At 59.0% G+C, this 21471-nt stretch carries 18 protein-coding genes and 1 pseudogene; 12 read left to right on the forward strand and 7 right to left on the reverse strand.

All coding sequences use genetic code 11. The features are described from left to right. The first annotated feature begins 73 nt into the window (after positions 1-73). The 3 genes from NQ014_RS06455 to groL all read left to right on the forward strand — a co-directional run bounded on the left by NQ014_RS06455 (position 74) and on the right by groL (position 2384). On the forward strand, positions 74-304 hold the full coding sequence (locus tag NQ014_RS06455; protein ID WP_257074371.1) for a hypothetical protein: 231 nt from the start codon (positions 74-76) through the stop codon (positions 302-304). 156 nt (positions 305-460) lie between these two features. After that, entirely contained in the window at positions 461-760 is a 300-nt protein-coding gene (gene groES, locus NQ014_RS06460; RefSeq protein WP_005510054.1) for a co-chaperone GroES, read from the forward strand. 19 nt (positions 761-779) lie between these two features. Further along, positions 780-2384, forward strand: coding sequence for a chaperonin GroEL (gene groL / locus NQ014_RS06465; protein WP_257074382.1), 1605 nt, complete (start codon positions 780-782; stop codon positions 2382-2384). Positions 2385-2503: 119 nt separating this feature from the next. Here the strand turns inward: groL and NQ014_RS06470 are convergent, their stop codons facing one another. Continuing rightward, positions 2504-2827 carry a WhiB family transcriptional regulator gene (locus NQ014_RS06470; protein WP_016422117.1) on the reverse strand — a complete coding sequence of 108 codons (324 nt, stop codon included), beginning with the start codon at positions 2825-2827 and terminating at the stop codon, positions 2504-2506. A gap of 137 nt (positions 2828-2964) precedes the next feature. Then, positions 2965-3333: a DUF5319 domain-containing protein gene (locus tag NQ014_RS06475; RefSeq protein ID WP_038629374.1), complete on the reverse strand. Its 369-nt coding sequence runs from the start codon at positions 3331-3333 to the stop codon at positions 2965-2967. A 263-nt stretch (positions 3334-3596) separates the two neighbouring features. Between NQ014_RS06475 and guaB the strand changes: the two genes are divergently transcribed. The 4 genes and pseudogenes from guaB (at position 3597) to guaA (ending at position 9782) form a co-directional block, all read left to right on the forward strand. After that, a complete protein-coding gene (gene guaB / locus NQ014_RS06480) occupies positions 3597-5126 on the forward strand; it encodes an IMP dehydrogenase (protein WP_016422119.1) in 1530 nt (509 codons plus the stop codon). A 50-nt stretch (positions 5127-5176) separates the two neighbouring features. Continuing rightward, positions 5177-6325, forward strand: coding sequence for a GuaB3 family IMP dehydrogenase-related protein (locus NQ014_RS06485; RefSeq protein ID WP_257074384.1), 1149 nt, complete (start codon positions 5177-5179; stop codon positions 6323-6325). Between the two features lie 119 nt (positions 6326-6444). Further along, positions 6445-8194: pseudogene (locus NQ014_RS06490) on the forward strand (FAD-dependent oxidoreductase). 13 nt (positions 8195-8207) lie between these two features. After that, complete coding sequence (guaA, locus tag NQ014_RS06495) at positions 8208-9782, forward strand: glutamine-hydrolyzing GMP synthase (protein ID WP_257074385.1); 1575 nt, start codon at positions 8208-8210, stop codon at positions 9780-9782. A 4-nt stretch (positions 9783-9786) separates the two neighbouring features. On the opposite strand, the gene NQ014_RS06500 is transcribed toward guaA, so the two are convergent. After that, on the reverse strand, positions 9787-10548 hold the full coding sequence (locus NQ014_RS06500; protein WP_257074387.1) for a hypothetical protein: 762 nt from the start codon (positions 10546-10548) through the stop codon (positions 9787-9789). Positions 10549-10613: 65 nt separating this feature from the next. Between NQ014_RS06500 and NQ014_RS06505 the strand changes: the two genes are divergently transcribed. The 3 genes from NQ014_RS06505 to NQ014_RS06515 all read left to right on the forward strand — a co-directional run bounded on the left by NQ014_RS06505 (position 10614) and on the right by NQ014_RS06515 (position 13483). Beyond that, complete coding sequence (locus NQ014_RS06505; RefSeq protein WP_257074388.1) at positions 10614-10919, forward strand: antibiotic biosynthesis monooxygenase; 306 nt, start codon at positions 10614-10616, stop codon at positions 10917-10919. A 204-nt stretch (positions 10920-11123) separates the two neighbouring features. Further along, positions 11124-11819 (forward strand): hypothetical protein, encoded by a 696-nt coding sequence (locus NQ014_RS06510; RefSeq protein ID WP_257074389.1) that lies wholly within the window; start codon positions 11124-11126, stop codon positions 11817-11819. After that, positions 11819-13483: a DNA polymerase Y family protein gene (locus NQ014_RS06515; protein ID WP_257074390.1), complete on the forward strand. Its 1665-nt coding sequence runs from the start codon at positions 11819-11821 to the stop codon at positions 13481-13483. The genes NQ014_RS06510 and NQ014_RS06515 overlap by 1 nt, the downstream gene beginning before the upstream one ends. A 23-nt stretch (positions 13484-13506) precedes the next feature. Here the strand turns inward: NQ014_RS06515 and NQ014_RS06520 are convergent, their stop codons facing one another. Further along, the gene (locus NQ014_RS06520) at positions 13507-14187 is read right to left on the reverse strand and encodes a hypothetical protein (RefSeq protein ID WP_257074391.1); all 681 of its coding nucleotides are present in this window, start codon (positions 14185-14187) and stop codon (positions 13507-13509) included. A gap of 164 nt (positions 14188-14351) precedes the next feature. On the opposite strand from NQ014_RS06520, the gene NQ014_RS06525 reads away from it, so the two are divergent. Next, entirely contained in the window at positions 14352-15263 is a 912-nt protein-coding gene (locus NQ014_RS06525) for a sucrase ferredoxin (RefSeq protein ID WP_257074392.1), read from the forward strand. 24 nt (positions 15264-15287) lie between these two features. Here NQ014_RS06525 and NQ014_RS06530 read toward each other — a convergent pair whose 3' ends face one another. The 3 genes from NQ014_RS06530 to NQ014_RS06540 form a co-directional block, all read right to left on the reverse strand. Further along, positions 15288-15920, reverse strand: a complete 633-nt coding sequence (locus NQ014_RS06530) for a methionine ABC transporter permease (protein WP_224433327.1) — start codon at positions 15918-15920, stop codon at positions 15288-15290. A 65-nt stretch (positions 15921-15985) separates the two neighbouring features. After that, a complete protein-coding gene (locus NQ014_RS06535) occupies positions 15986-17035 on the reverse strand; it encodes a methionine ABC transporter ATP-binding protein (protein WP_257074393.1) in 1050 nt (349 codons plus the stop codon). Between the two features lie 64 nt (positions 17036-17099). Then, positions 17100-17966 carry a MetQ/NlpA family ABC transporter substrate-binding protein gene (locus tag NQ014_RS06540; protein ID WP_257074394.1) on the reverse strand — a complete coding sequence of 289 codons (867 nt, stop codon included), beginning with the start codon at positions 17964-17966 and terminating at the stop codon, positions 17100-17102. Positions 17967-18213: 247 nt separating this feature from the next. Between NQ014_RS06540 and NQ014_RS06545 the strand changes: the two genes are divergently transcribed. Beyond that, on the forward strand, positions 18214-21453 hold the full coding sequence (locus NQ014_RS06545; RefSeq protein ID WP_257074395.1) for an error-prone DNA polymerase: 3240 nt from the start codon (positions 18214-18216) through the stop codon (positions 21451-21453). Positions 21454-21471: the final 18 nt, after the last annotated feature.

The following is a 21471-nucleotide window of genomic DNA, read 5'->3' on the forward strand; positions in this document are numbered from 1 at the left end:
GTTTCTCTGCCATGGACCGCAGGACAATTACAGGAAAGCGCTTGCCCAAAAAAATGAGTAAAGACTACAGCGAGTGGGAACTTCAGCCTGTGACGGATGGTGGGCGCTGGGTGGGCGCGCAAACAGTGGTGGAATGGCGGTCTACCAATGGGACGAAGGTGCCTGGCAAAGGAGGGAGCCAGACAGTCGTTACACAACCGGTTCTGGTGGCCCGTGCTTTAGTGATGAGTACATCAAGGAACACGGAATGACGGTTACTGTGTTCGGTCGTATGGCGTGTAACCCCGACAAGCTGACCAATTAGCATTAGCGCTCACTATTGTTGAGTGTTAGCACTTGCAGGGGTAGAGTGCTAACGAAGGTTGTTTGACACACAGTTGTTCACCCGCGACGACGGCTGTGCACGGCAGACCAACCGGCACAAGAACATCACATCACCGCATGTATGGAGGAATTCATCGTGGCGAACGTCAACATCAAGCCGCTGGAGGACCGCGTCCTCGTCCAGATCAACGAAGCAGAGACCACCACGGCTTCTGGCCTGGTTATCCCGGACTCCGCTAAGGAGAAGCCGCAGGAGGCTACCGTTATCGCAGTTGGTCCGGGTCGTTGGGCCGATGACGATGACCGCATTCCTATGGACGTCAAGGAGGGGGACATTGTCATCTTCTCCAAGTACGGCGGCACTGAGCTGAAGTACCAGGGCGAAGAGTACCTGCTGCTGTCGCAGCGCGACATCCTGGCTGTTATCGAGAACTAAAGGGAGGACGTACCCACACATGGCGAAGCTTATTGCTTTTAACGAAGAGGCTCGCGAAGGCCTCAAGCGCGGTGTGGACACGCTTGCCGACGCAGTCAAGGTCACGCTTGGCCCGAAGGGTCGCAACGTTGTCCTGGACAAGGCCTTCGGCGGTCCGCTGGTCACCAATGATGGTGTGACCATCGCCCGCGACATCGACGTTGAGGATCCGTTTGAGAACCTCGGCGCGCAGTTGGTTAAGTCCGTTGCGGTCAAGACCAATGACGTTGCCGGTGACGGTACTACTACCGCAACGCTGCTGGCACAGGCGCTGGCCCACGAGGGTCTGCGCAACGTTGCAGCCGGCGCAAACCCGATTTCGCTGAACCGCGGTATTCACGCTGCATCCGACAAGGCGGTTGAGCTGCTGAAGCAGCGCGCCACCCCGGTCAGCAGCTCTGCTGCCATCGCACAGGTGGCAACCGTTTCCTCGCGCGACACTGAAATCGGTGACCTGGTTGCAGGTGCTATGGACAAGGTTGGCAAGGACGGTGTCGTCTCTGTGGAGGAGTCGCAGTCGATTGCCACCGAGCTGTCCGTGACCGAGGGCGTGTCCTTCAACAAGGGCTTCCTCTCGCCGTACTTCATTACCGACGTCGAGGCTCAGCAGGCAATTCTCGACGGCGCACAGGTGCTGCTGGTCCGCGAGAAGATTTCCTCCCTGCCGGAGTTCCTGCCGATTCTGGAGAAGATTGCCGAGTCCGGCAAGCCGACTCTGATCATGGCTGAGGATATCGAGGGCGAGGCTCTGTCCGCACTAGTTATCAACGCTATGCGCAAGACCTTGAAGGTTGCCGCAGTGAAGGCACCGTACTTCGGTGACCGTCGTAAGGCGTTCATGGATGACCTGGCAGTTGTCACCGGTGCGACCGTCGTAACGGCTGACACTGGCATGCAGCTGAAGGACGTTGGACTTGAGGTGCTGGGTAACGCACGCCGTATCACCATTACCAAGGACGAGACCGTTCTGGTCGACGGTGCCGGCACCGCTGAGGCTGTGGAAGAGCGTCGTAACCAGATCCGTGCCGAGATCGAGCGCACTGACTCTGACTGGGACCGCGAGAAGCTGGAAGAGCGTCTGGCGAAGCTCTCTGGCGGTGTGGCCGTCATTAAGGTCGGCGCTGCTACCGAGACCGAGGTCAACGAGCGCAAGCTGCGTGTCGAGGACGCCATTAACGCTGCTCGTGCGGCAGCTCAGGAAGGCGTCATCGCCGGTGGCGGTTCCGTACTGGTGCAGATCTCCCGTGAACTCGAGGCATTCGCTGACGAGTTCGAGGGCGACGAGGCAGTCGGTGTCCGTGCAGTTGCCAAGGCTCTGACCCGTCCGGCTTTCTGGATTGCTGAGAATGCTGGTAAGGACGGCGCTGTCGTTGTCTACCACATTGGTGAGCTGGAGAACGGCAACGGCTACAACGCTGCTACTGACACTTACGAGAACCTGATTGAGTCCGGCGTCATCGACCCGGTCAAGGTCACTCACTCCGCAGTCGTCAACGCAACCTCCGTGGCACGCATGCTGCTGACCACCGAGGCTTCCGTTGTGGATAAGCCGGAAGAAGAACCACAGCACGATCACGCTCACTAATCGCAAGTGTGCTAGTGCCCTGGCCTTTGGCACGTAAAATGCTCCCCACCTTTCAATCTGAGGGTGGGGAGCATTTTGGTTTTTATGTGAACCGGCTGGAGTCCGAGAGAGGGGAGGGACTACATGGCAGTAACTAGAACGCGTTCAAGTTCGCGTTCACGTGCGGCCGGCTTAGCTCGAAGGATTTCATTTCGTTCAGATTCGCTGAGACCGCCCCAGACACCGTATGGCTCACCAACCTTGAGTGCGTGACTACGGCACTGCATAAGAACAGGGCAAGAACGGCAGATAGCCTTCGCACGGGCTTCACGCAGGCTGCGTGCGCGTCCGCGCTCGCCTTCCGGGTGGAAGAAGGTCGCGGAGTCCTGCCCGCGGCACGAGCCGTGCAGCTGCCAATCCCACAAATCCGCATTGGGCCCGGGCAAGTGGTCGATGTACGTCATCGGAATTGATGTCTCCTTCATTGAGCTTTCTTGAAGCAGTGAGCTCAAGTGTGGAGGCCAACAATGAACGGTTGGTAAACCTAAGGAGGCCAGCCGGGATACTACGCAAACAATTCCGTCAAACTCTTACCAAATTTTTAGAAACGGCCAGGTCGTCGAGAACGCAGACCGTCGACAAAGCCTGCGCAGTAGTCCCATGGGGCGTAACGGGAGGGGTCTGGATCGAATTGTGGCTCGTGAACCGGAGATGCCTGTCCAGACAGGAGCATCAGGTAGTGGTTTTCCAAAACCTCCCAGTTATAAAAGTGCTCGTCACCGCAGTCCTCACACAACATGCAGACGCCCAGTAATCCCTCTGGGCTCAAAGCGGTGCGGAATAGGCGAACTGCGGCCAGATCTTCAAGAACCTCTCGACGTTCCTGGTCTGTTAGTGGAGCAAACGGCTCATCCGGCTCGAGAAAGCTTGCCGGGTCATTGGGATCTCCTTCGAACGGATCCCGCGGCATGGATGAGAAAAAGTTGTGGTTCACAATCACTACCGTAACAGCTCTGGACGGCAATCCTGTCGATTGGCAATGTACTTAGTTGAGGTTTAGTTCACCTTGGTATAACCCTCAGCTAGCTTTCGGCTAACCCTTGTCGGGCACCTGTCGCTCCGCCTAATTGTCGCGTTTCATCACTGAAGGACTACCCTGTATATAACGTTTGGCAACCACGAAGCGATAGCGCCCCTGGCCGGATGTCGGCAAGGGTGGAGCAGGAGGAGTCCATGACCAACCCCACGGGAATTAGCCTCGGCGGAGACAATCCCAACAAGATTCCACTAGTCGGCCTTACATTCGATGACGTCCTGCTGCTGCCGGATGCTTCGGACGTTATCCCCTCCGGCGTTGATACTTCGACGCAGCTCACTCGTGAGCTGCGTCTGAACATTCCGGTTGTGTCCGCTGCTATGGACACCGTCACCGAGGCCCGCATGGCTGTTGCCATGGCCCGCCAGGGCGGTATGGGTATCCTGCACCGCAACCTGTCTATCGAGGAGCAGGCGCAGCAGGTCGAGATTGTGAAGCGCTCTGAGGCTGGCATGGTGTCCGACCCGGTGACCTGTTCCCCGGATGACACCATCGCCGAAGTAGATGCCAAGTGCGCTCGTTACCGCATCTCGGGCCTGCCGGTCGTCGACAAGGACGGCAAGCTGGTCGGTATCTGCACCAACCGCGACATGCGTTTTGAGGCAGACCTGAACCGCAAGGTTTCCGAAATCATGACACCGATGCCGCTCGTCGTGGCTGAGCAGGGTGTGTCTGGCGATGCGGCGCTGAACCTGCTGCGCGCTCACAAGGTGGAGAAGCTGCCGATCGTCGATGGCGAAGGCCGCCTGACCGGTCTTATTACCGTCAAGGACTTCGTCAAGAAGGATCAGTACCCGAATGCTTCCAAGGATGGTTCCGGCCGTCTGCTGGTCGGTGCTGGCATCGGTACCGGCGAGGACTCCTGGAAGCGCGCGCACGCATTGGCTGACGCAGGCGTAGACGTGCTCGTTGTTGATACCGCTCACGCCCACAACTCAGGTGTACTTGAGATGGTCTCCCGCGTTAAGAAGGAATTCGGCGAGAACATCCAGATTATCGGCGGCAACCTGGCTACCCGTGGCGCTGCACAGGCCATGATTGACGCGGGTGCAGATGCCATCAAGGTCGGTATCGGACCGGGCTCGATTTGTACCACTCGCGTTGTCGCAGGTGTAGGTGCCCCGCAGATCACCGCCATCATGGAAGCCTCTGTCGCAGCTAAGAAGGCTGGCGTTCCGATTATCGCCGATGGCGGTATGCAGTTCTCCGGCGACATCGCCAAGGCTCTGGCAGCCGGGGCATCCTCCGTCATGCTCGGTTCGATGCTGGCAGGTACCGCTGAGGCTCCGGGTGAGGTTACCTTCGTCAACGGCAAGCAGTACAAGATGTACCGCGGCATGGGCTCGCTGGGTGCTATGCAGGGCCGCGGCCTGACCGGTGAGAAGCGCTCCTACTCCAAGGATCGCTACTTCCAGGCTGACGTCAAGAGCGAAGAGAAGCTGGTTCCGGAAGGCATTGAGGGGCGTGTTCCGTTCCGCGGCAGCATCGACTCCATCGTTCACCAGCTGGTCGGTGGTCTGCGCGCAGCTATGGGCTACACCGGTTCCGCTACCGTCGAGCAGCTGCACGACGCACAGTTCGTCCAGATCACCGCTGCAGGCCTGCGCGAGTCGCACCCGCACGATATCCAGATGACTGTCGAAGCGCCGAACTACTACCAGCGCTAAACTGGCTTAGTCGAGTTAAATTCCACGGAAAGGGCATGTGAGGAAAGCTCATGCGCGACATCGTTGAAATCGGTATTGGCCGCGAGGCACGCCGGACCTACGAGTTGGACGATATTGCACTCGTTCCCACTCGTCGTACCCGGTCGTCCAAGGACGTCGATACCTCCTGGCGAATTGACGCCTACGATTTCGAACTCCCGATGATGATGCATCCGACAGATGCCATCGCCAGCCCGGAATCCGTCGCTGAGTTTGCTCGACTGGGCGGCTTGGCGGTTCTCAACGCCGAGGGCATCTGGGCCCGTCATGCCGATGCACAGGACAAGATCGCCGAGCTGGTGGAGTTGGCAAAGAATGCCGCCACCAAGCGCGAATCCGAGGCAGTGAACCGCAAGCTGCAGGAACTGCACTCTGCTCCAATTGATACTGACCTGTTGGTTGAACGCATTAAGGAAATCCGCGCAACCGGCGCGATCACTGCAGTTCGTGTCTCCCCGCAGCATGCCCGTGAGCTGGCTCCGCTGGCTATCAAGGCCGGCATCGACTTGCTGGTTATCCAGGGCACGCTGATTTCCGCAGAGCATGTAACTGCTCAGGGGGAGCCGCTGAACCTCAAGGACTTCATCGGCAGCCTGGATGTTCCGGTTATCGCCGGTGGCGTTGTCGACTACCAGACTGCGCTGCATCTGATGCGCTCAGGCGCCGCTGGCGTGATTGTCGGTACGGGCTTTACGACGTCCCCGGATGCGCTCGGCATCGATGTGCCAATGGCTACCGCTATTGCGGATGCTGCAGCTGCTCGTAAGGACTACCTCGATGAGACCGAGGGCCGCTACGTCCACATCATTGCCGATGGCGGCATTGATACCGTCGGTGACATTGCCAAGGCAATCGCCTGCGGTGCGGATGCTGTGGCACTGTCCAGTGTGCTGGCAACCGTCAACGAAGCTCCGGGGCAGGGCTACGCCTGGCCGTCTGTTGCGGCACACCCGAAGTACCCGCGCGGTGCGGTGTGGCCGGTCGTTGACGATGAGAAGGAATTGGTCAGCCTGGAAGAGGCTCTGTTTGGCCCGTCCGCTTCGCCGTTCGGTGACCGCAATCTCGCCGGTGGCCTGCGTCGCGCAATGGCCAAGTGCGGCTTTACCAACCTGAAGTCCTTCCACCGCGTTGAGCTGTCGGTACGTCCAAAGGGTTTTTAATTAAAGTAATCGGATAGTTTTTTCGCAAAACTACCTTACTGAAAAGCCACCTTTGCTTAGGGTTAGGAACATGAGTTCCGCGCATTAGCGTTACGCCCTTAGAGAAGGTGGCTTTTCCCATGAGTAAACAACGCGATTTCGATGTTGTAATCGTCGGTTCCGGTTTCGGTGGCTCTGTTTCTGCTTTGCGGTTGACCGAAAAAGGCTACCGAGTGGCAGTTCTCGAAGCTGGTCGACGGTTCGAAGATAAAGACTTTGCCAAGACCAGCTGGCGGCTTCACAAGTACCTGTGGGCTCCCAAGCTGGGGCTCTTTGGTGTCCAGCGCGTGCACATGTTGAAAGATGTCATGATTCTCGCTGGTGCTGGCGTCGGCGGTGGTTCTCTTAACTACGCAAACACTCTGTATAAGCCGGGCACCGAATACTTCCAGCACCGTCAGTGGGGGGCACATTACCGACTGGGAGTCAGAACTCACTCCGCACTATGACAATGCATCTCGCATGCTCGGGGTGGTCACCAACCCATCCGACACGCCTGCCGACGTTGTCATGCGTGAGGTAGCCGAAGATATGGGTGTGGGCCATACTTTCCGCTCGACTCCGGTGGGTGTGTTCTTTGGCGCCAAGACCGGTGGCCAGGGTGCGCCAGGGCAAACAGTTTCCGATCCTTACTTCGGGGGGATTGGCCCGGACCGTACTGCTTGTACGGAATGTGGTGAGTGCATGACTGGTTGCCGTCACAATGCCAAGAACACCCTAGTTAAGAACTACCTCTACTTGGCGGAGAAGTTCGGTGCGCAGGTCTTTGACCGCACTACCGTTACTGGCCTGCACCCTCAGGCTGATGGCTCCTGGGTTATTGACACTGAGCGCACTGGCCGTTGGGTAGCTAAGGGCAAGCAGCAGTTTAGCGCTAAGCGCGTCATTCTCGCCGCCGGTGCCTGGGGCACCCAGAACTTGTTGCACCGCCAGCAGGCCGATGGGCACTTGCCGTTGCTGCCGAAGTCTTTGGGCAAGCTGACCCGCACCAACTCCGAGGCTATTTTGGGGGCGATGGGGACGAAGGTGGACCCGGAAAATGACTTCTCTAACGGTGTAGCCATCACTTCGTCATTCTTCCCGGACGAGGACACCCATATCGAGCCAGTGCGCTACGGCAAGGGCTCTAATGCCATCGCAATGCTGCAGATGATTATGACCGAAGGAGGTCGTCGGACTCCGCGATGGTTGCAGGCTGTGGGAACCGTCGTAAAGCATCCTAACTACCTGACGCAGCTCGTGAATCTGCGTAAGTGGTCGCAGCGCACCGTGATTTCTCTGGTGATGCAGAATCGCGACAACTCGATTACGACGTACCTGCAAAAGATCGGGCCGGTGCGTTTCCTGATGAGTAAGCAGGGCGAGGGGGAGCCGAATCCGACGTGGATTCCGTCGGGTAACGAAGCTACGCAACGTGCGGCGGACAAGCTCAGTGCACGTGGTCGGAATGGTCGTGTGCTGGCTGGTGGCACTATCGGTGAGTTGGCAAATATTCCTTTGACAGCTCACTTCATTGGCGGTGCGACGATTTCGGATTCGCCTGAAAACGGCGTCGTTGATCCGTACTTGCGTGTGTGGGGCTACCCGACGCTCTCGATTCACGACGGTTCTGCGATGGCAGCCAACCCGGGAGTGAACCCGTCACTGTCGATTTCCGCGAATGCGGAGCGTGCGACGTCGCTGTGGCCGAATAAGAGTGAGGAAGATCAGCGTCCGGCGCAGGGTGAGTCCTACGTGCGCCTGGATCCGATTGCTCCGGTGAGCCCGGCTGTGCCCGCAGATGCTCCGGCTGCACTGAACCTGGGTATGCCTGCAGTCCGTAAGTCTTGATAAGCTTTAGGGCGTGTCTGAACAGGTGACTAAGCCCGTCCTCGTCGTGGACTTCGGTGCGCAGTATGCGCAGCTCATCGCGCGACGTGTGCGCGAGGCAAAAATTTATTCCGAAGTGGTCGCGCATGATGCGACGACCGAAGAAATCAAGGCCAAGAACCCGGCCGCGCTGGTGCTGTCCGGCGGCCCGTCCAGTGCCTACGCCGAAGGTGCCCCGAAGCTCAACCCAGAGTGGCTTGAGCTGGGCATTCCGGTGTTTGGTATTTGCTACGGTTTCCAGGCGATGACTGAGGTGCTCGGCGGCACGATTGCTGCTACCGGTGACCGTGAGTACGGTCGCACGCAGCTAAACGTCGTCGACGGTGGCGGTGTCGCTCACACTGGTGTGCCGGAGACACACGAGGTGTGGATGAGCCACGGTGACGCGGTGTCTAAGGCACCGGAGGGCTTCACCGTTACGGCGTCCACCAAGGGTGCTCCGGTAGCGGCTTTCGAGTGTTTGGAAAAGCGCATGGCCGGTGTGCAGTACCACCCGGAGGTCAACCACTCGCCGTATGGTCAGCAGGTTCTGGAGAAGTTCCTGTACGAGATTGCTGGTCTGGAGCCGGACTGGACTGCCGCTAATATCGCGGAAGAGCTGATTGAGCAGGTCCGTAATCAGGTCGGTGAGACCGGTCGCGCAATTTGCGCTCTGTCCGGCGGTGTCGACTCCGCAGTCGCCGCCGCGCTGGTGCAGCGCGCTATTGGTGACCGTCTGACCTGTGTCTTCGTTGACCATGGGCTGATGCGTCAGGGTGAGCGCGAGCAGGTTGAGAAGGATTTCGTTGCCGCAACTGGTGCGAAGCTGATCACCGTCGACGATTCCAAGGTCTTCCTGGATGCTCTGGCTGGTATCACCGATCCGGAGACCAAGCGTAAGACCATCGGCCGTGAGTTCATCCGCTCCTTCGAGCGCGCTGTCGCACAGGCGCTGGAGGGCGCTCCGGAGGGCGAGACCGTGGACTTCCTGGTCCAAGGCACCCTGTACCCGGATGTGGTTGAGTCCGGTGGCGGTTCTGGTACCGCCAACATCAAGAGCCACCACAACGTCGGCGGTCTGCCGGATGACGTTGAGTTCACCCTCGTTGAGCCGCTGCGCCTGCTGTTCAAGGACGAGGTCCGTGCGGTCGGCCGCGAACTGGGGCTGCCGGAAGAAATCGTCGCTCGCCAGCCATTCCCGGGTCCGGGTCTTGGTATCCGCATCATCGGCGCTGTCGATAAGGAGCGTCTGGATACCCTCCGCCGCGCCGACGCCATTGCGCGCGAGGAAATGACGGCCGCAGGTATGGACGAGGTTGTCTGGCAGTGCCCGGTCGTCCTGCTTGCCGACGTCCGCTCGGTTGGTGTCCAGGGTGATGGTCGTACTTATGGCCACCCAATCGTGCTGCGCCCGGTTTCCTCTGAGGATGCGATGACCGCTGACTGGACCCGCGTTCCGTACGACACTTTGGAGAAAATCTCCACCCGTATCACCAACGAGGTGCCAGAGGTCAACCGCGTGGTCCTGGATGTGACTTCCAAGCCACCGGGAACCATTGAGTGGGAGTAAGCCACTAGTTGGCAAGGGCCGTGTCTGTGAGTTGTACAAACTCGCGGGCACGGCCCTTTTCCGTCAAGGCCGAATGGTTCTTGGTGATGGTGATGCGCTTATCGGTGGCTAGGGTGTGGAGGGCTGCGCTCACGGCATCGTCGTCAAGCATGGCGAAATAGGGGAGTTGGTCGGTGAAGAAGACGTAGCCGTCGCGTAGACGTGCGATGAAGAGGACTGTGAGGATGCGGGCCTCTGGTGAGTCGGCAGGGTAGGGGCAGCGCTGGGCGAAATTGTCAGGAAGGTGCGCGGCGAGGGGGAGGAAGCCGAATTGTCGCGGCAGGATTGCGCAGGTAGCGGTGATGACGGCCAGAACTAGGGTCATTATGAAGGCGACCGGTGTAGAGGAGATTCGCTCGGCGACGGCGGCAATAATCCATGCGCCGGGGAACATCAGCAGCACGCTTATACTGCTATTCCACGAGATGTCGTTTGGTGACTCACGCATTGGCTCGGCGAAAAAGGATGGCCGAGTTTCTTTGGTGGGTGCTTTTGCCTGGCGCACGAAAAGTGTGGTGCCGATGAGTACCAGTAAAAGCGCTATCATGATCCACCAGCCAATGGAGCCGATGATGTGGGCTTTAAGTAGTGCGAGCAGTGCGATCACTGCGGTGGTGACACCAATTGCCGTCCCCAGTCGCGCGGGACTATTGATAAATTTTGTCGTGCGGTGGGCCGCGTCTTGGTAAGAGCCTGAAGAGTGTTGGTGCCGGCTGCGTTCAGTCATACTTCTTAAGTTTAGTAACGGTGGAGCTATAGATTGTTGAGAGTTGTGTGGCTAGTGTTAAGGCCATGAGCATTGTAAAAATTAACGCTATTACCGCTCCTGAGGGCGCGGGAGAAGAGCTCGAACGTCGCTTTTCCGCTAACTCTTCAAAGATGAGCGATGTGCCGGGCTTCATTGGTTTCCAGCTGCTGCGTCCGACTGCGGGAGAGAGCCGTTACTTTGTCTTTACCGAGTGGGAGAGCGAGGAGGCCTACCAGGGGTGGCGTGAGGGTCGTGCCTTCAAGGCTTCGCATGAGGGCGAAAAGCGCAAGCCGGTGTCGTCGTCGGCTGATTTGCTCGAATTCGATGTAGTTCTGGATGTGAAGGCCTAAGTAGTACGAAATGTAGTACTCGGCTGAGGTTAGAGCGTCGCGCGGTGATGTGTGGCGCTTTTCTTCGCACATTAACATCGAACGTACGTGCTATTTAGGGTAGTGTTTAATCCGCTTGTTGGGAAAGAATATTCGAGCAGTGTTCGTGGTGGGCAGGGCAGTGAGATGGCAGTGGGATAGCAGTGGGATGAGGTGGAACAAGAAGTGACAACGGCGGTCAATATTGCTGCGGGGCAGTCTAGGGAGCAGACTATTGCGGCATTGCGGCAGGCGATGGCGGCCCAGTCTGGTGGGACTGCAACTGGTGCAACCTTTGGGCTCGGTGAGGCTCTGCCGGTGCCGGAGGCGTTGGAAAATACGTTGGCGGGAGCAGTGCGAAAAGGGGCTGTCAGTGTCATTGAACAGCCCGGTGCAGTATTGGCAGGCCTAATCGCGGAAGTTACGAAGACAGGTCATGTTGCGCTAGTTGGACTCGCTGAACAGGGGTTGCTCTCCGTGGTGGAGTTGGGCGGGAAGCTATCGAACATCGTCTGTGTGCCAGATCCTGGAATGCAGCCACTTGAAGTAATTGGGCTGTTGGCGGACGGCGTTGACTTGGTGGTGGCTTCGTTGGCACGCACTCCGCCGCCGTCGCAGGCACGTCCGCTGCAGGCACGACTGCGCACGAGTGGTTGTGCTCTGGTTTTTGTCGGGCAGCAGTGGCCGGGCGCTGAGTCGGAAATTTCCAGCTCTGTTGCTGGTGTTTCCGGGCTTGGTACTGGTTATGGCCGGATTCGAGCAGTGGATTACCAAGTCAGTGTGTCGGGGACGCGGTTTCCGCGGAGGCAGTGCCGTTGGCGGGTGGGGGAACAGGTGGAACAGAACAATGTGGTCGCCTTTCCCGCACAGAGGAGGTCCTAGTGGTAGCGGCGCAATCGAACCGTGTGGTGGCGCTTTGGCTTCCTGATTGGCCAGTGCAGGCAGCGCATCTAGCATCTGTGACGTCACAGGCTAATCCGCTCAGTCCAGTTGCGATTGTGGGTGATAGCGGAGTAGCTGCTTGTTCTCCGAGTGCGCGCCGTGCAGGGGTACGGCGCGGGCAGAGTCGTCGCCATGCGGAAGCGTTGTGCCCGGAGCTGGAGGTTGTCGAGGAAAGTGCGGTGCGCGACGCTGCGGAATTCGAGTCCGTGCTGCAACGGTTGGAGGCGGTGGCAGCTGGGGTTGAAGCTCTACGGCCAGGCTTGGCGGTTGTGGCAGCGCGAGGGGTAATGCGTTATTACGGCGGACAGGATGTGGCCTTGGAAAAGCTGCTTGATGCCGCTGCGGTACCGGGCGTGGACTGCAACTTGGGGCTCGCGGACGATATTGTGACAGCTATTTTGGCAGCGCGCAGGGGAGTGCTGGTAGCTCCCGGGGAGGATGAAGGCAAAAGATTTCGGCAGGGAATCTCTCTGGTGGAGCTGAGGGCGGAAAGTGCACTGGAGATGCCCGCAGAGCTTGCGAAGTCGTGGCAGGAACTCGGCCTGCGCACATTGGGGGATGTCGCTGCGTTACCGAAGCGGGATATAGCCAACAGGTTTGGGGCGCAGGGGGCTAGATGGCACGATTTGGCCTGCCGTGGGGAAGTGCGGTTGGTGGCGCCGCGATCTTTGCCGCCCGGACTGGCTGTGAGTTACCAGTCTTGGGAAAGTCCACTCCGGAGAGTGGATGAGGCCTCATTCGTCGCGCGCTCTCTAGCTGGGCAACTGCATGAAAAACTTTTTAACCATGGGTATTCGTGTTACCGCTTAGCGGTGGTGGCGCAATTTAGTGACGGCTCAGAGGTGCGCAGAGTATGGCGCTGCACTGAGCCACTGGCAGAACAGACTACGGCTGACAGGGTTCGGTGGCAGCTCGATGGCTGGCTGAATAACAGGAATCGGCAGCAGCCACGAGGAGGCAGCGGCACTGTTGCTGGAACTGTTGACGGCGCTGAGGAAAATGATGGAGATGACAGCCGCGGAATTGTAGAGCTGCAGTTAGAGCCACTGGATGTGGTCGCCGCCGGGACCGTAAAGCAGGATCTGTGGCACGGTAGTGATGATGCGCGAGCCAAGGCGCGCCGGGCTGCCGAGCGTGTGCAGGGGTTACTGGGGTCAGAGGCAGTACAGCAACCAATCATGCAGGGCGGGCGTGGCCCAGGGGAAAGAGTGGGATTTGTCGCTTTCGGAGAAAAACCCAAAAACACAAAAACCGCGGAAAATAATCAGCCGTGGCCGGGAGCCGTTCTTGCTCCCAATCCGGCAACTATTCCCGCGACTGCTAATGCTGAGGTGGAAGTGCTCGATGACAATGGGCAGACCGTGGGCGTAACTGGGCGAGCGACCATGACGGCGGTACCATCTCTGGTGCGGCATGGAGTGACAACGTACCGCGTGTCATCGTGGGCTGGGCCCTGGCCGATTGACGAGCGCTGGTGGGTACCCGATGAGGCTCGCCGAGCGGCAAGACTACAAATCCGTGCGGTAGCGCATGACGGTACCATCGCCGCCTGGTTGCTCATAGGGCATGCCGGCGCATGGAGAATCGAGGGTGCTTACGCGTAGAGGCGTAGCGAGGGGCAACCCGATTACTTCGATTGGAAGTCAATAACCAGGCGGCTCGGATTGCTCAACGAGAAAACCTTGAATGGGGTCTTATCTCCCTTGAGCCCGACGACATACTGAGTCTGTCCCTCGAAGGTGCCGGCGCCGACGACTTCCTTAATAACGGAAGTCGATGTCGGCTTGACCGAGTCGGAGGGGAAGTCCTCCATCTGGAAATCAAAGGGGTAGCCCATGCCCCGCAAGTCGATTACCAGCTTGGCTGTGCCATCGACCGAAATCGGTTTGCCGGAGCCCTGTTGGGTCGGCACATCTTCGTAACGGACGAAATATCCCGGAGTGCCCTCGCCGGTGAGTTCAAAGACAATGCGGTCGTAACCGTCGTGGGAACCGACACGGACATCTTCAATACCCAAGTAAGCGCCATCGGAAGGGGCAGCTTCTGAGGAGGAACTATTGAAATCGCCCTCCGGAGCAGCATCGTCATCCATGGTGGTTTGCGCCGCCGCAGATGAGCTAGTGGAGCTGCTAGAGCTGCTCGACAAATCGGAGGTACCAGCGGTTGAGTCAGTCTTCATAGACACTGCAGCAGCCGAGTCTGAGGAGGAGTCAGAGGAGCAAGCGCCGAGAGCCAGGCCCAATGCGAGGCACAGGGATGCCGCGATACGGGTACGGGTGCGCGAAACATCCAGCGATTTCGTATTCATACGTCTGACGGTATGTGCGCAGTTACGGAATTTCAACAAGCTGAACTACAAAAGTCGAGGTCAGAAGTATTTGTTGTCAAAGTGTTGCACAATAGTAATAAAACAGGGGTGAACGCTGCGACCTAAGACCCAATCGCAGGGGGCACTCAATTACGCTTAGGCGTATGAGCCAGGCCAAATTTGATACCACCTGTTCCGCTCAGATGACTGAGCCGCTTCCCGGTACTGCGAAGACCGGAAAGCTCTTTATTGCGTTGGAGCACCAACTCGGTTGGTCGCACGATATTTTTGACGGCGGGGTATGGGGAGCAGAGATCACCTGTCAGGTAGAGGCCTGGTTGTCTGAACGCAGTGGCGCGTTGCAGCTGATTCGAAAGCCAGGCCGAATCGGCCAGCAGCCGTGTGATGGCGTTAACGTCTATATCGCGCATTGTGAGTCAGTGGATGGCTCTGAGGTTTTTCTCGAACATCGCATGGTTGCCGATGTTGAAGACCTGATGACTCTGGATATTCGCCTTGGCCAGCCCACCGAAGGGGCCACTCGTCTGGACCATCCACTGTTTCTCATCTGTACGCACGGCAAGCGTGACCGCTGCTGTGCAATTAAAGGTCGCCCGCTCGCTGCTGCGATGCACAATCTCTACCCAGAGGTCGTGTGGGAAACCTCGCACTCTAAGGGGCACCGCTTTGCGCCGGCCAGCGTGCTGTTGCCGTGGAATTACAGCTTTGGACGTCTGAGTGCGGTGGATGCCAAGGGGGTCATCGAAGACGCGCAGCAAGGCATCGTGCATGCGGAGGGCTGCCGCGGCCGTGGTATCTACACCCCGCAGGGGCAGGCGGCCGAGTTGGCTGTGCGTCGTCAAGCAGATGCGTGGGGCGTAGACGATGTCGCACGCGTTGACGTCGACGGCACGACTGCAGTCGTCGCGCTTTACGACGGCCCCAGCGACCGCGACAAGGTCGTGGAATATGAAGTGGCCCTGGAGAAAATCACCACGGAAGGCGTTGTGTCTTCCTGCGGTGATGCTCCAGGGCCAAAGAAGGGCTGGGCTGCGGTCGAGGTAACCCGCCGCTAGCTAGTGGCTAGCTAATGTGCGCGGCTACCTGCGCATAATCTTCTTGGAGAGCCAGTTGCCGAAGATCTGCGCCAACTGGACGATGAAGATGATGACCAGGGTTGTCACCAGGGTGACGTTCCAGTCGAATGCCTGGTAGCCGTAGGTGATTGCGAAGTTGCCCAGTCCGCCACCGCCGATGTAGCCGGCCATAGCCGACATATCGACCACGGCGATGAATGCGAAGGTGTAGCCCAGTACCAGCGGGCCCAGTGCCTCCGGCACGACGACCGTGCGGATGATGCGCCACGGACTTGCACCCATCGCACGGGCGGCCTCAATCACGCCGGGGTCGATGGACATCAAGTTCTGCTCCACCAGGCGCGCGATGGCGAAGGTGGCGGCAATCGACATGACGAACACTGCGGCTTCGGTGCCGATCGTGGTGCCGACCACGTTCTTTGTCAGTGGGCCGATGGCCGTAACCAGGATGATGAACGGGATTGGTCGAACAAAGTTAATCAGGACATTGAGGACCTGGTAGACAAACTTGTTGCGCAGCACGCCACCATCGCGGGTGGTGTAGAGCAGCACGCCGATTGCCAGACCTGCGACACCACCAATCAGCATGGCGACACAGACCATGTAGAGCGTCTGGCCGAATGCCTCGCCCAGCATCGGGCCGAGGCTATCCCAGTTGGTGTCCTTGCCACTCACCGATGGCAGAGAGTTTAAGAGACCGATCATGATGCAAGCTCCTCTACCTGTGTCAGTTCGGAAATAGCAGCAATGGCGGCATCGAAATCAGAGGGATCCGAGGCGGAATTGCCTGTCAGCGGAGTCAACCGCAAAGTAAGGCGGCCGTAGGACTTCGCCTGCACATTGGCGACCGCGCCGTGTGCCACCGAGGCGGCGACACCGTGGGCACTAGTGGCCTGTGCCAGGGCGCCGAGGTCAACACCGTCATTGATAGTGATGGTGACCAGGCGAGCCGCTGCGCTCTCGGCAGACTGATTCACCGAATCGCGTTCACGGCCAATTGGAACATCGCGCAGTGCGGTGGTGGCGAAGCGGCGGCCAACCTCAGTCTTGGGGTTGGCAAAGACCTCGTGGACCGTACCGGTTTCGACGATGTGACCATTTTCCATGATGGCCATGCGGTCAGCGATACCGCGTACAACCGACATGTCATGAGTAATCAGCACGATAGTGACACCCATTTCGCGATTGATGCGACGCAGCAGATCCAGGACGCCGGAAGTAGTTTCCGGGTCGAGTGCCGAGGTGGCTTCGTCGGCAAGCAAGAGCGTCGGTTCGGTGGCGAGCGCACGGGCGATGCCGACACGCTGCTTCTGCCCACCCGAGAGCTGCTCGGGGAAGGACTCCGCCTTGTCGCCGAGACCGACGAACTCCAACAGTTCCTGGGCACGAGCGCGGCGCTTGGCCTTCGGCATACCGGCCAGTTCCAGCGGGTATTCAACGTTGCGAATCGCGTTGCGCGAATGGAAGAGGTTGAAGTGCTGGAAAATCATGCCGATATTGCGGCGCAGACCCCGTAGCTGGCGCTCGGAGATGCCGACGATGTCGGTGTCATCTAGCAAAACCTGCCCGGAGGTTGGCTTTTCCAGGCCGTTAATCATACGGATGAGCGTTGATTTACCAGCGCCGGAATAACCGATGACGCCGAGGATTTCGCCGGGTTCAACGGTTAGGTTGATGTCGGCGAGCGCGGTGACGTCGCCGAATTGCTTGTTCAGCTCGCGGAATTCGAGCTTCGTTCCCTTGTTGGTCACGAGTGGATCAGTGCCCCTTGGTCTGTGTTCCCTGGTGTTGGGCGGTGCTTAGGTGGCAGTGGCGTTAGTTCTGCTCGCGCTGCTGCTCTTCGACGCGATCCAGAATGTCCTGCAGCTCCTTAGCCGAACGGTCAACCGGAACCGAGGTGCCCTTGGAGTCCTCAGCGACTGCGTCCTGGACCTCCTTGGAGTGCCAGATCTTGGAGAGCTCCGCGTACTTCGGGTCATCAGCATTTTCGGCCTTGGTGACAAAGACGTTGATGTACGGCTCTGCCTCCGTGGAGTTCGGGTCATCCTGGAAGATGGCGGTGTTCGGGTCGATGCCGGCGCGGTCCAGGAAGGAGTTATTGATAATGGCAGGCTTACCCTCACCGTAGGCGGCCGGGGTCTGAGCGGCATCCACCGGCAGAACCGTGACCTTGGAAGCTTCCTTATCGATGTCAGCCGGGGACGGGGTCAGCAGGTCATCCTGCTTCAGCTTCAGCAGGCCAGCCTGAACCAGCACGTTAATAGCGCGGCCCTGGTTGGACGGGTCGTTCGGGATGACGACCTCGGTGCCCTTTTCCAGCTCATCAACCGACTTGTGGTCCTTCCAGAACAGAGCCAGCGGGACAATTTCGCTCGAGCCAATCGGAGTCAGGTCTGACTTAGCGCCGACGTTGTACTCAGCCAGGAACTTGATGTGCTGGAAGAGATTGACGTCGAGCTGGCCCTCATCGAGTGCGCGGTTCGGGGTCTGGTAGTCGGAGAAGGACTGAACATCCAGATCGATGCCCTGTTCGGAAGCCTTCTGTTCGAAAACGGTCCAGGCCTTCTTGCCGGCATCCGTGGTGCCGATGCGAATGGCGTCATCCGAGCTGCCACAGGCGGTAAGGCCGGTTGCGGCGAACGCGACAGTAAGTACACCGGCGGAAAAACGCTTGAGGTTCATCGAGGGGTCTCCTTATTTAATGGGATTTGTTAGCTGAAGTTTTAAGGCAGAACTAGACCAAGCTGTCTTTAATTCTGGGGTTAAGGCTAGCACTTGCCCAGGTAGTGCTGAAAATTTAACTTCAGCCTAAACAGTCGAGCGTGGCTGAGGTGTGACTTACGGATGTGTCGCGGGGGTGGTGCTTAATGCAGATGATAATCGAAAATAAGTTTGAATTCAGTCCGCGGGGTGGGTTAATGTTCGTGGCATGGAAAACATCTCGGACGGACAGTCGGAGCAGTCCGGTCGGCCACTGAGCTGGTCGCGGATTGAGCGTATTCTATCGGGTAAATTTTCAGGAAAACTACAGCCTAATGGCAGCTTCAACGGCTGGCGGGGGCAGCTGTCAGATTCCATCATTGGAGCTTTTGAAGCTCCGGAAAGTGGTGCTAGCGGCAGTGGTAGTGTGTCATTTACGCCTGTGCACATTAAGGCGGAATTGCACTGTCGTTCGAGTTATTCATTCCTGCATGGTGCATCGGATCCGGAAGAATTGGTGTCCGAGGCTGCGCGTTTGGGGTTAAACGTGATGGGGCTGGCAGATCGCGATGGTTTCTATGGAATCGCTCGTTTTGCCGAGGCTGCAGCGGAGGCTGGTATTGCCACTATCATCGGCGCGGAGCTGGGGCTTCCGCAGCGGCCCCTCACGGTGCTGGGACGGGGGCCCGAGGGCTATCGGCGCCTGAGCCACACGCTGTGTGATGCGCATATGTCGGCAGGGGAGAAGTCCGTCGTCCGCTATCCCTCGCTGCCAGAGTTAGGGGAGGCCGCAGGCGGTTTCTGGCAGGTGCTTGCCGACGTCAGCTGGGTCGGCGACTTGGAAGAGCTCATTGCGGCCTTCGGTGCGGAGAACGTGGCGCTCGAGCACCGCGTGAGCCCCACAGCACAGGCGGCCGATGATGCGGAGGCGATTTCGGCCGCAGCTGTGAAGTATGGCCTGCGGGAGGTGGTTTCCTCGGCTGCGACGGCGGCCTCGCCTGCGGCAAGCCGGTTGGCCGGGGCGAAGCAGGCTCTTGCTGTGCGGGAGGACTTAGACGGGTTCGAGTCACGGCTGGAGCCCGCAGGCGGAGCTTGGTTGCGTTCGTGGGAGGAGCTATCGGCGGCAACACGGTATCTGGGGGCGCAGGTGCTGCAGGCAACACAGGACATTGCAGGTGAGTGTGCTTTTACGCTTGATCTCATTGCGCCTGAGTTGCCTCGCTGGGAGGTTCCTGCGGGCCACGATGAGGACTCATGGCTGCGGGAAATTGCTCGTGCAGGGGCACGGCGGCGGTACGGTCCGGCCGATGGAGCTGGGGACGGCTCCGTGCAAGCGCGGGCGTGGGCGCAGTTAGAGAATGAGCTGACTGTGATTCGAGAGCTGGGTTTCCCGGGCTACTTCCTCATCGTGCACGACATCTGTGAGTTCTGTCGCCGGGCGGGAATTCTGGCACAGGGGCGCGGTTCGGCCGCTAACTCGGTGGTGTGTTTTGCGCTGGGGATCACCAATGTTGACCCCATTAGTGCCGGGCTGTTGTTTGAGAGGTTTTTGTCGCCAGAACGGGATGGGCCGCCGGATATCGATGTAGACATTGAGTCTGGCCGTAGGGAAGAGGTCATCCAATACGTCTATGAAAAGTATGGTCGTGACAATGCCGCGCAGGTGGCCAATGTCATTACCTACCGGCGGCGCGGTGCATTGCGCGATGCGGCGCGGGTGTTGGGGTACTCGCCGGGCGTTATCGATGCGTGGGTCAGAGACCGGGAGGCGTGCCCGCCGGAGCCGGTGCGGAAACTGGCGGAGCAGCTTCGTGGGCAGCCTCGTCATTTAGGTATTCACTCTGGCGGAATGGTGATTTGTGACCGGCCGATTGCGGATGTCGTGCCAGTGGAATGGGCACGCATGGAAGGTCGCTCGGTAGTGCAGTGGGATAAGGATGACTGTGCGGCAGCGGGACTGGTGAAATTCGACCTGCTTGGCCTCGGAATGCTGGAGGCCATCCACCATTGCATTGACTTGGTCTATGAACAGCATGGGCGCCGAGTGAACCTGTGGGAAATAGATGTCGCTGAACCGGAGGTTTACGAGATGTTGGCACGCGCGGACGCGGTGGGCGTGTTTCAGGTGGAATCGCGCGCGCAGCTGGCCACCTTGCCCCGACTGAAGCCGAGGGAGTTCTTTGATCTGGTGGTGGAGGTGGCACTCATTCGCCCAGGCCCCATTCAAGGCGGTAGCGTGCACCCCTACATTCGCCGCCGAAATGGACTCGAACCGGTGACCTATGAGCATCCGGTGTTGGAGAAGTCCCTCGGGAAGACACTGGGCATTCCGCTATTTCAAGAGCAGCTGATGCAAATGGCCGTCGATGCGGCGGGTTTCAGTGGGGCGGAAGCGGACTCGCTGCGCCGCGCTATGGGCTCGAAACGCTCAGTGGCCAAAATGGAAGCGCTCCATGCCCGTTTTCTGGCTGGGCTAGAACGCACCAGTGGCATTGATGCGGATGTTGGGGAACAACTGTGGAACAAGATAGTGGCCTTTGCCGCCTACGGTTTCCCGGAATCACACGCGCAGTCGTTTGCCTCCTTGGTGTATTTCTCGGCTTGGTTTAAGTACCACTATCCGGCGGAGTTCTGTGTTGCGTTGCTCCGTGCCCAGCCCATGGGTTTTTACTCTCCGCAGTCGTTGATTGCCGATGCCCGCCGGCACGGTATCGGCTGCGATGGTCCGGATATCTCGGTTTCAGGCGTGGAAGCCAGCGTCATCGATGGGCGTATTCGGTTGGGGCTCGGCGCCATTGCCGGTGTGGGCAATGACGTGGCGGAACGTATCGTCGCAGCGCGGCCATTTGTCAACGCAGCAGATGTCGCCCGCAGAGCTCGGCTGAGTGTTGGGCACATGGAAGCACTGGCGCGCGCAGGAGCACTTGGGTCGCTGGGGATTGACCGTCGTCAAGCACTGTGGGCGGCGGGCGTGGCGGCGACGGAAAGTGAGGGCATGCTGCCGGGGCTCACGCTTGCCGACGCACCTGCGTTGCCCGGCATGACGGAGTTTGAGCTGGCGGCCGCTGATTTGATGGCAACGGGAGTGACCCCGGGGCAGTACCCGGTGGCTGCGTTGCGGGCAGACCTGCAGGAACGTGGAGTGGTGCCTGCGGCGGAACTGAAAGCAGTGCCCGACGGAACACGAGTAGAAGTGGCGGGAGTCGTGACGCATAGGCAACGTCCAGGGACCGCTGGCGGAGTAACATTTTTGGGAATGGAGGACGAAACTGGGCTGGTGAATGTGCTGTGTACGCCGGGGCTGTGGAATCGATTTCGGCCGGTAGCGGTGAATTCGCGGGCGATGGTGGTGCGCGGTATCGCGCAGACAGCTTCTGGTGCGGTGACAATCGTGGCCGATCGTCTGGTGGATATGTCCGAGGCACTGGGGCGGCCAGTGGTGGCAGGTCGAAGTAGAGATTTTCGCTGACTACTAGAATGGATTGTC

The sequence above is a fragment of the Corynebacterium sp. 5QC2CO genome (assembly GCF_024580435.1).
GTDB classification, from domain to species: Bacteria; Actinomycetota; Actinomycetes; order Mycobacteriales; family Mycobacteriaceae; genus Corynebacterium; species Corynebacterium jeikeium_D.

What these genes read in the sequence shown, in the direction of transcription:
- NQ014_RS06540 (WP_257074394.1), bottom strand. Translation starts at nt 17,966, where the DNA reads ATGAACCTCAAGCGTTTTTCCGCCGGTGTACTTACTGTCGCGTTCGCC.
- NQ014_RS06545 (WP_257074395.1), top strand. Translation starts at nt 18,214, where the DNA reads ATGGAAAACATCTCGGACGGACAGTCGGAGCAGTCCGGTCGGCCACTG.
- guaB (WP_016422119.1), top strand. Translation starts at nt 3,597, where the DNA reads ATGACCAACCCCACGGGAATTAGCCTCGGCGGAGACAATCCCAACAAG.
- NQ014_RS06475 (WP_038629374.1), bottom strand. Translation starts at nt 3,333, where the DNA reads ATGCCGCGGGATCCGTTCGAAGGAGATCCCAATGACCCGGCAAGCTTT.
- NQ014_RS06505 (WP_257074388.1), top strand. Translation starts at nt 10,614, where the DNA reads ATGAGCATTGTAAAAATTAACGCTATTACCGCTCCTGAGGGCGCGGGA.
- NQ014_RS06530 (WP_224433327.1), bottom strand. Translation starts at nt 15,920, where the DNA reads ATGCTGGGCGAGGCATTCGGCCAGACGCTCTACATGGTCTGTGTCGCC.
- NQ014_RS06520 (WP_257074391.1), bottom strand. Translation starts at nt 14,187, where the DNA reads ATGAATACGAAATCGCTGGATGTTTCGCGCACCCGTACCCGTATCGCG.
- NQ014_RS06485 (WP_257074384.1), top strand. Translation starts at nt 5,177, where the DNA reads ATGCGCGACATCGTTGAAATCGGTATTGGCCGCGAGGCACGCCGGACC.
- NQ014_RS06525 (WP_257074392.1), top strand. Translation starts at nt 14,352, where the DNA reads ATGAGCCAGGCCAAATTTGATACCACCTGTTCCGCTCAGATGACTGAG.
- groL (WP_257074382.1), top strand. Translation starts at nt 780, where the DNA reads ATGGCGAAGCTTATTGCTTTTAACGAAGAGGCTCGCGAAGGCCTCAAG.
- NQ014_RS06500 (WP_257074387.1), bottom strand. Translation starts at nt 10,548, where the DNA reads ATGACTGAACGCAGCCGGCACCAACACTCTTCAGGCTCTTACCAAGAC.
- NQ014_RS06470 (WP_016422117.1), bottom strand. Translation starts at nt 2,827, where the DNA reads ATGACGTACATCGACCACTTGCCCGGGCCCAATGCGGATTTGTGGGAT.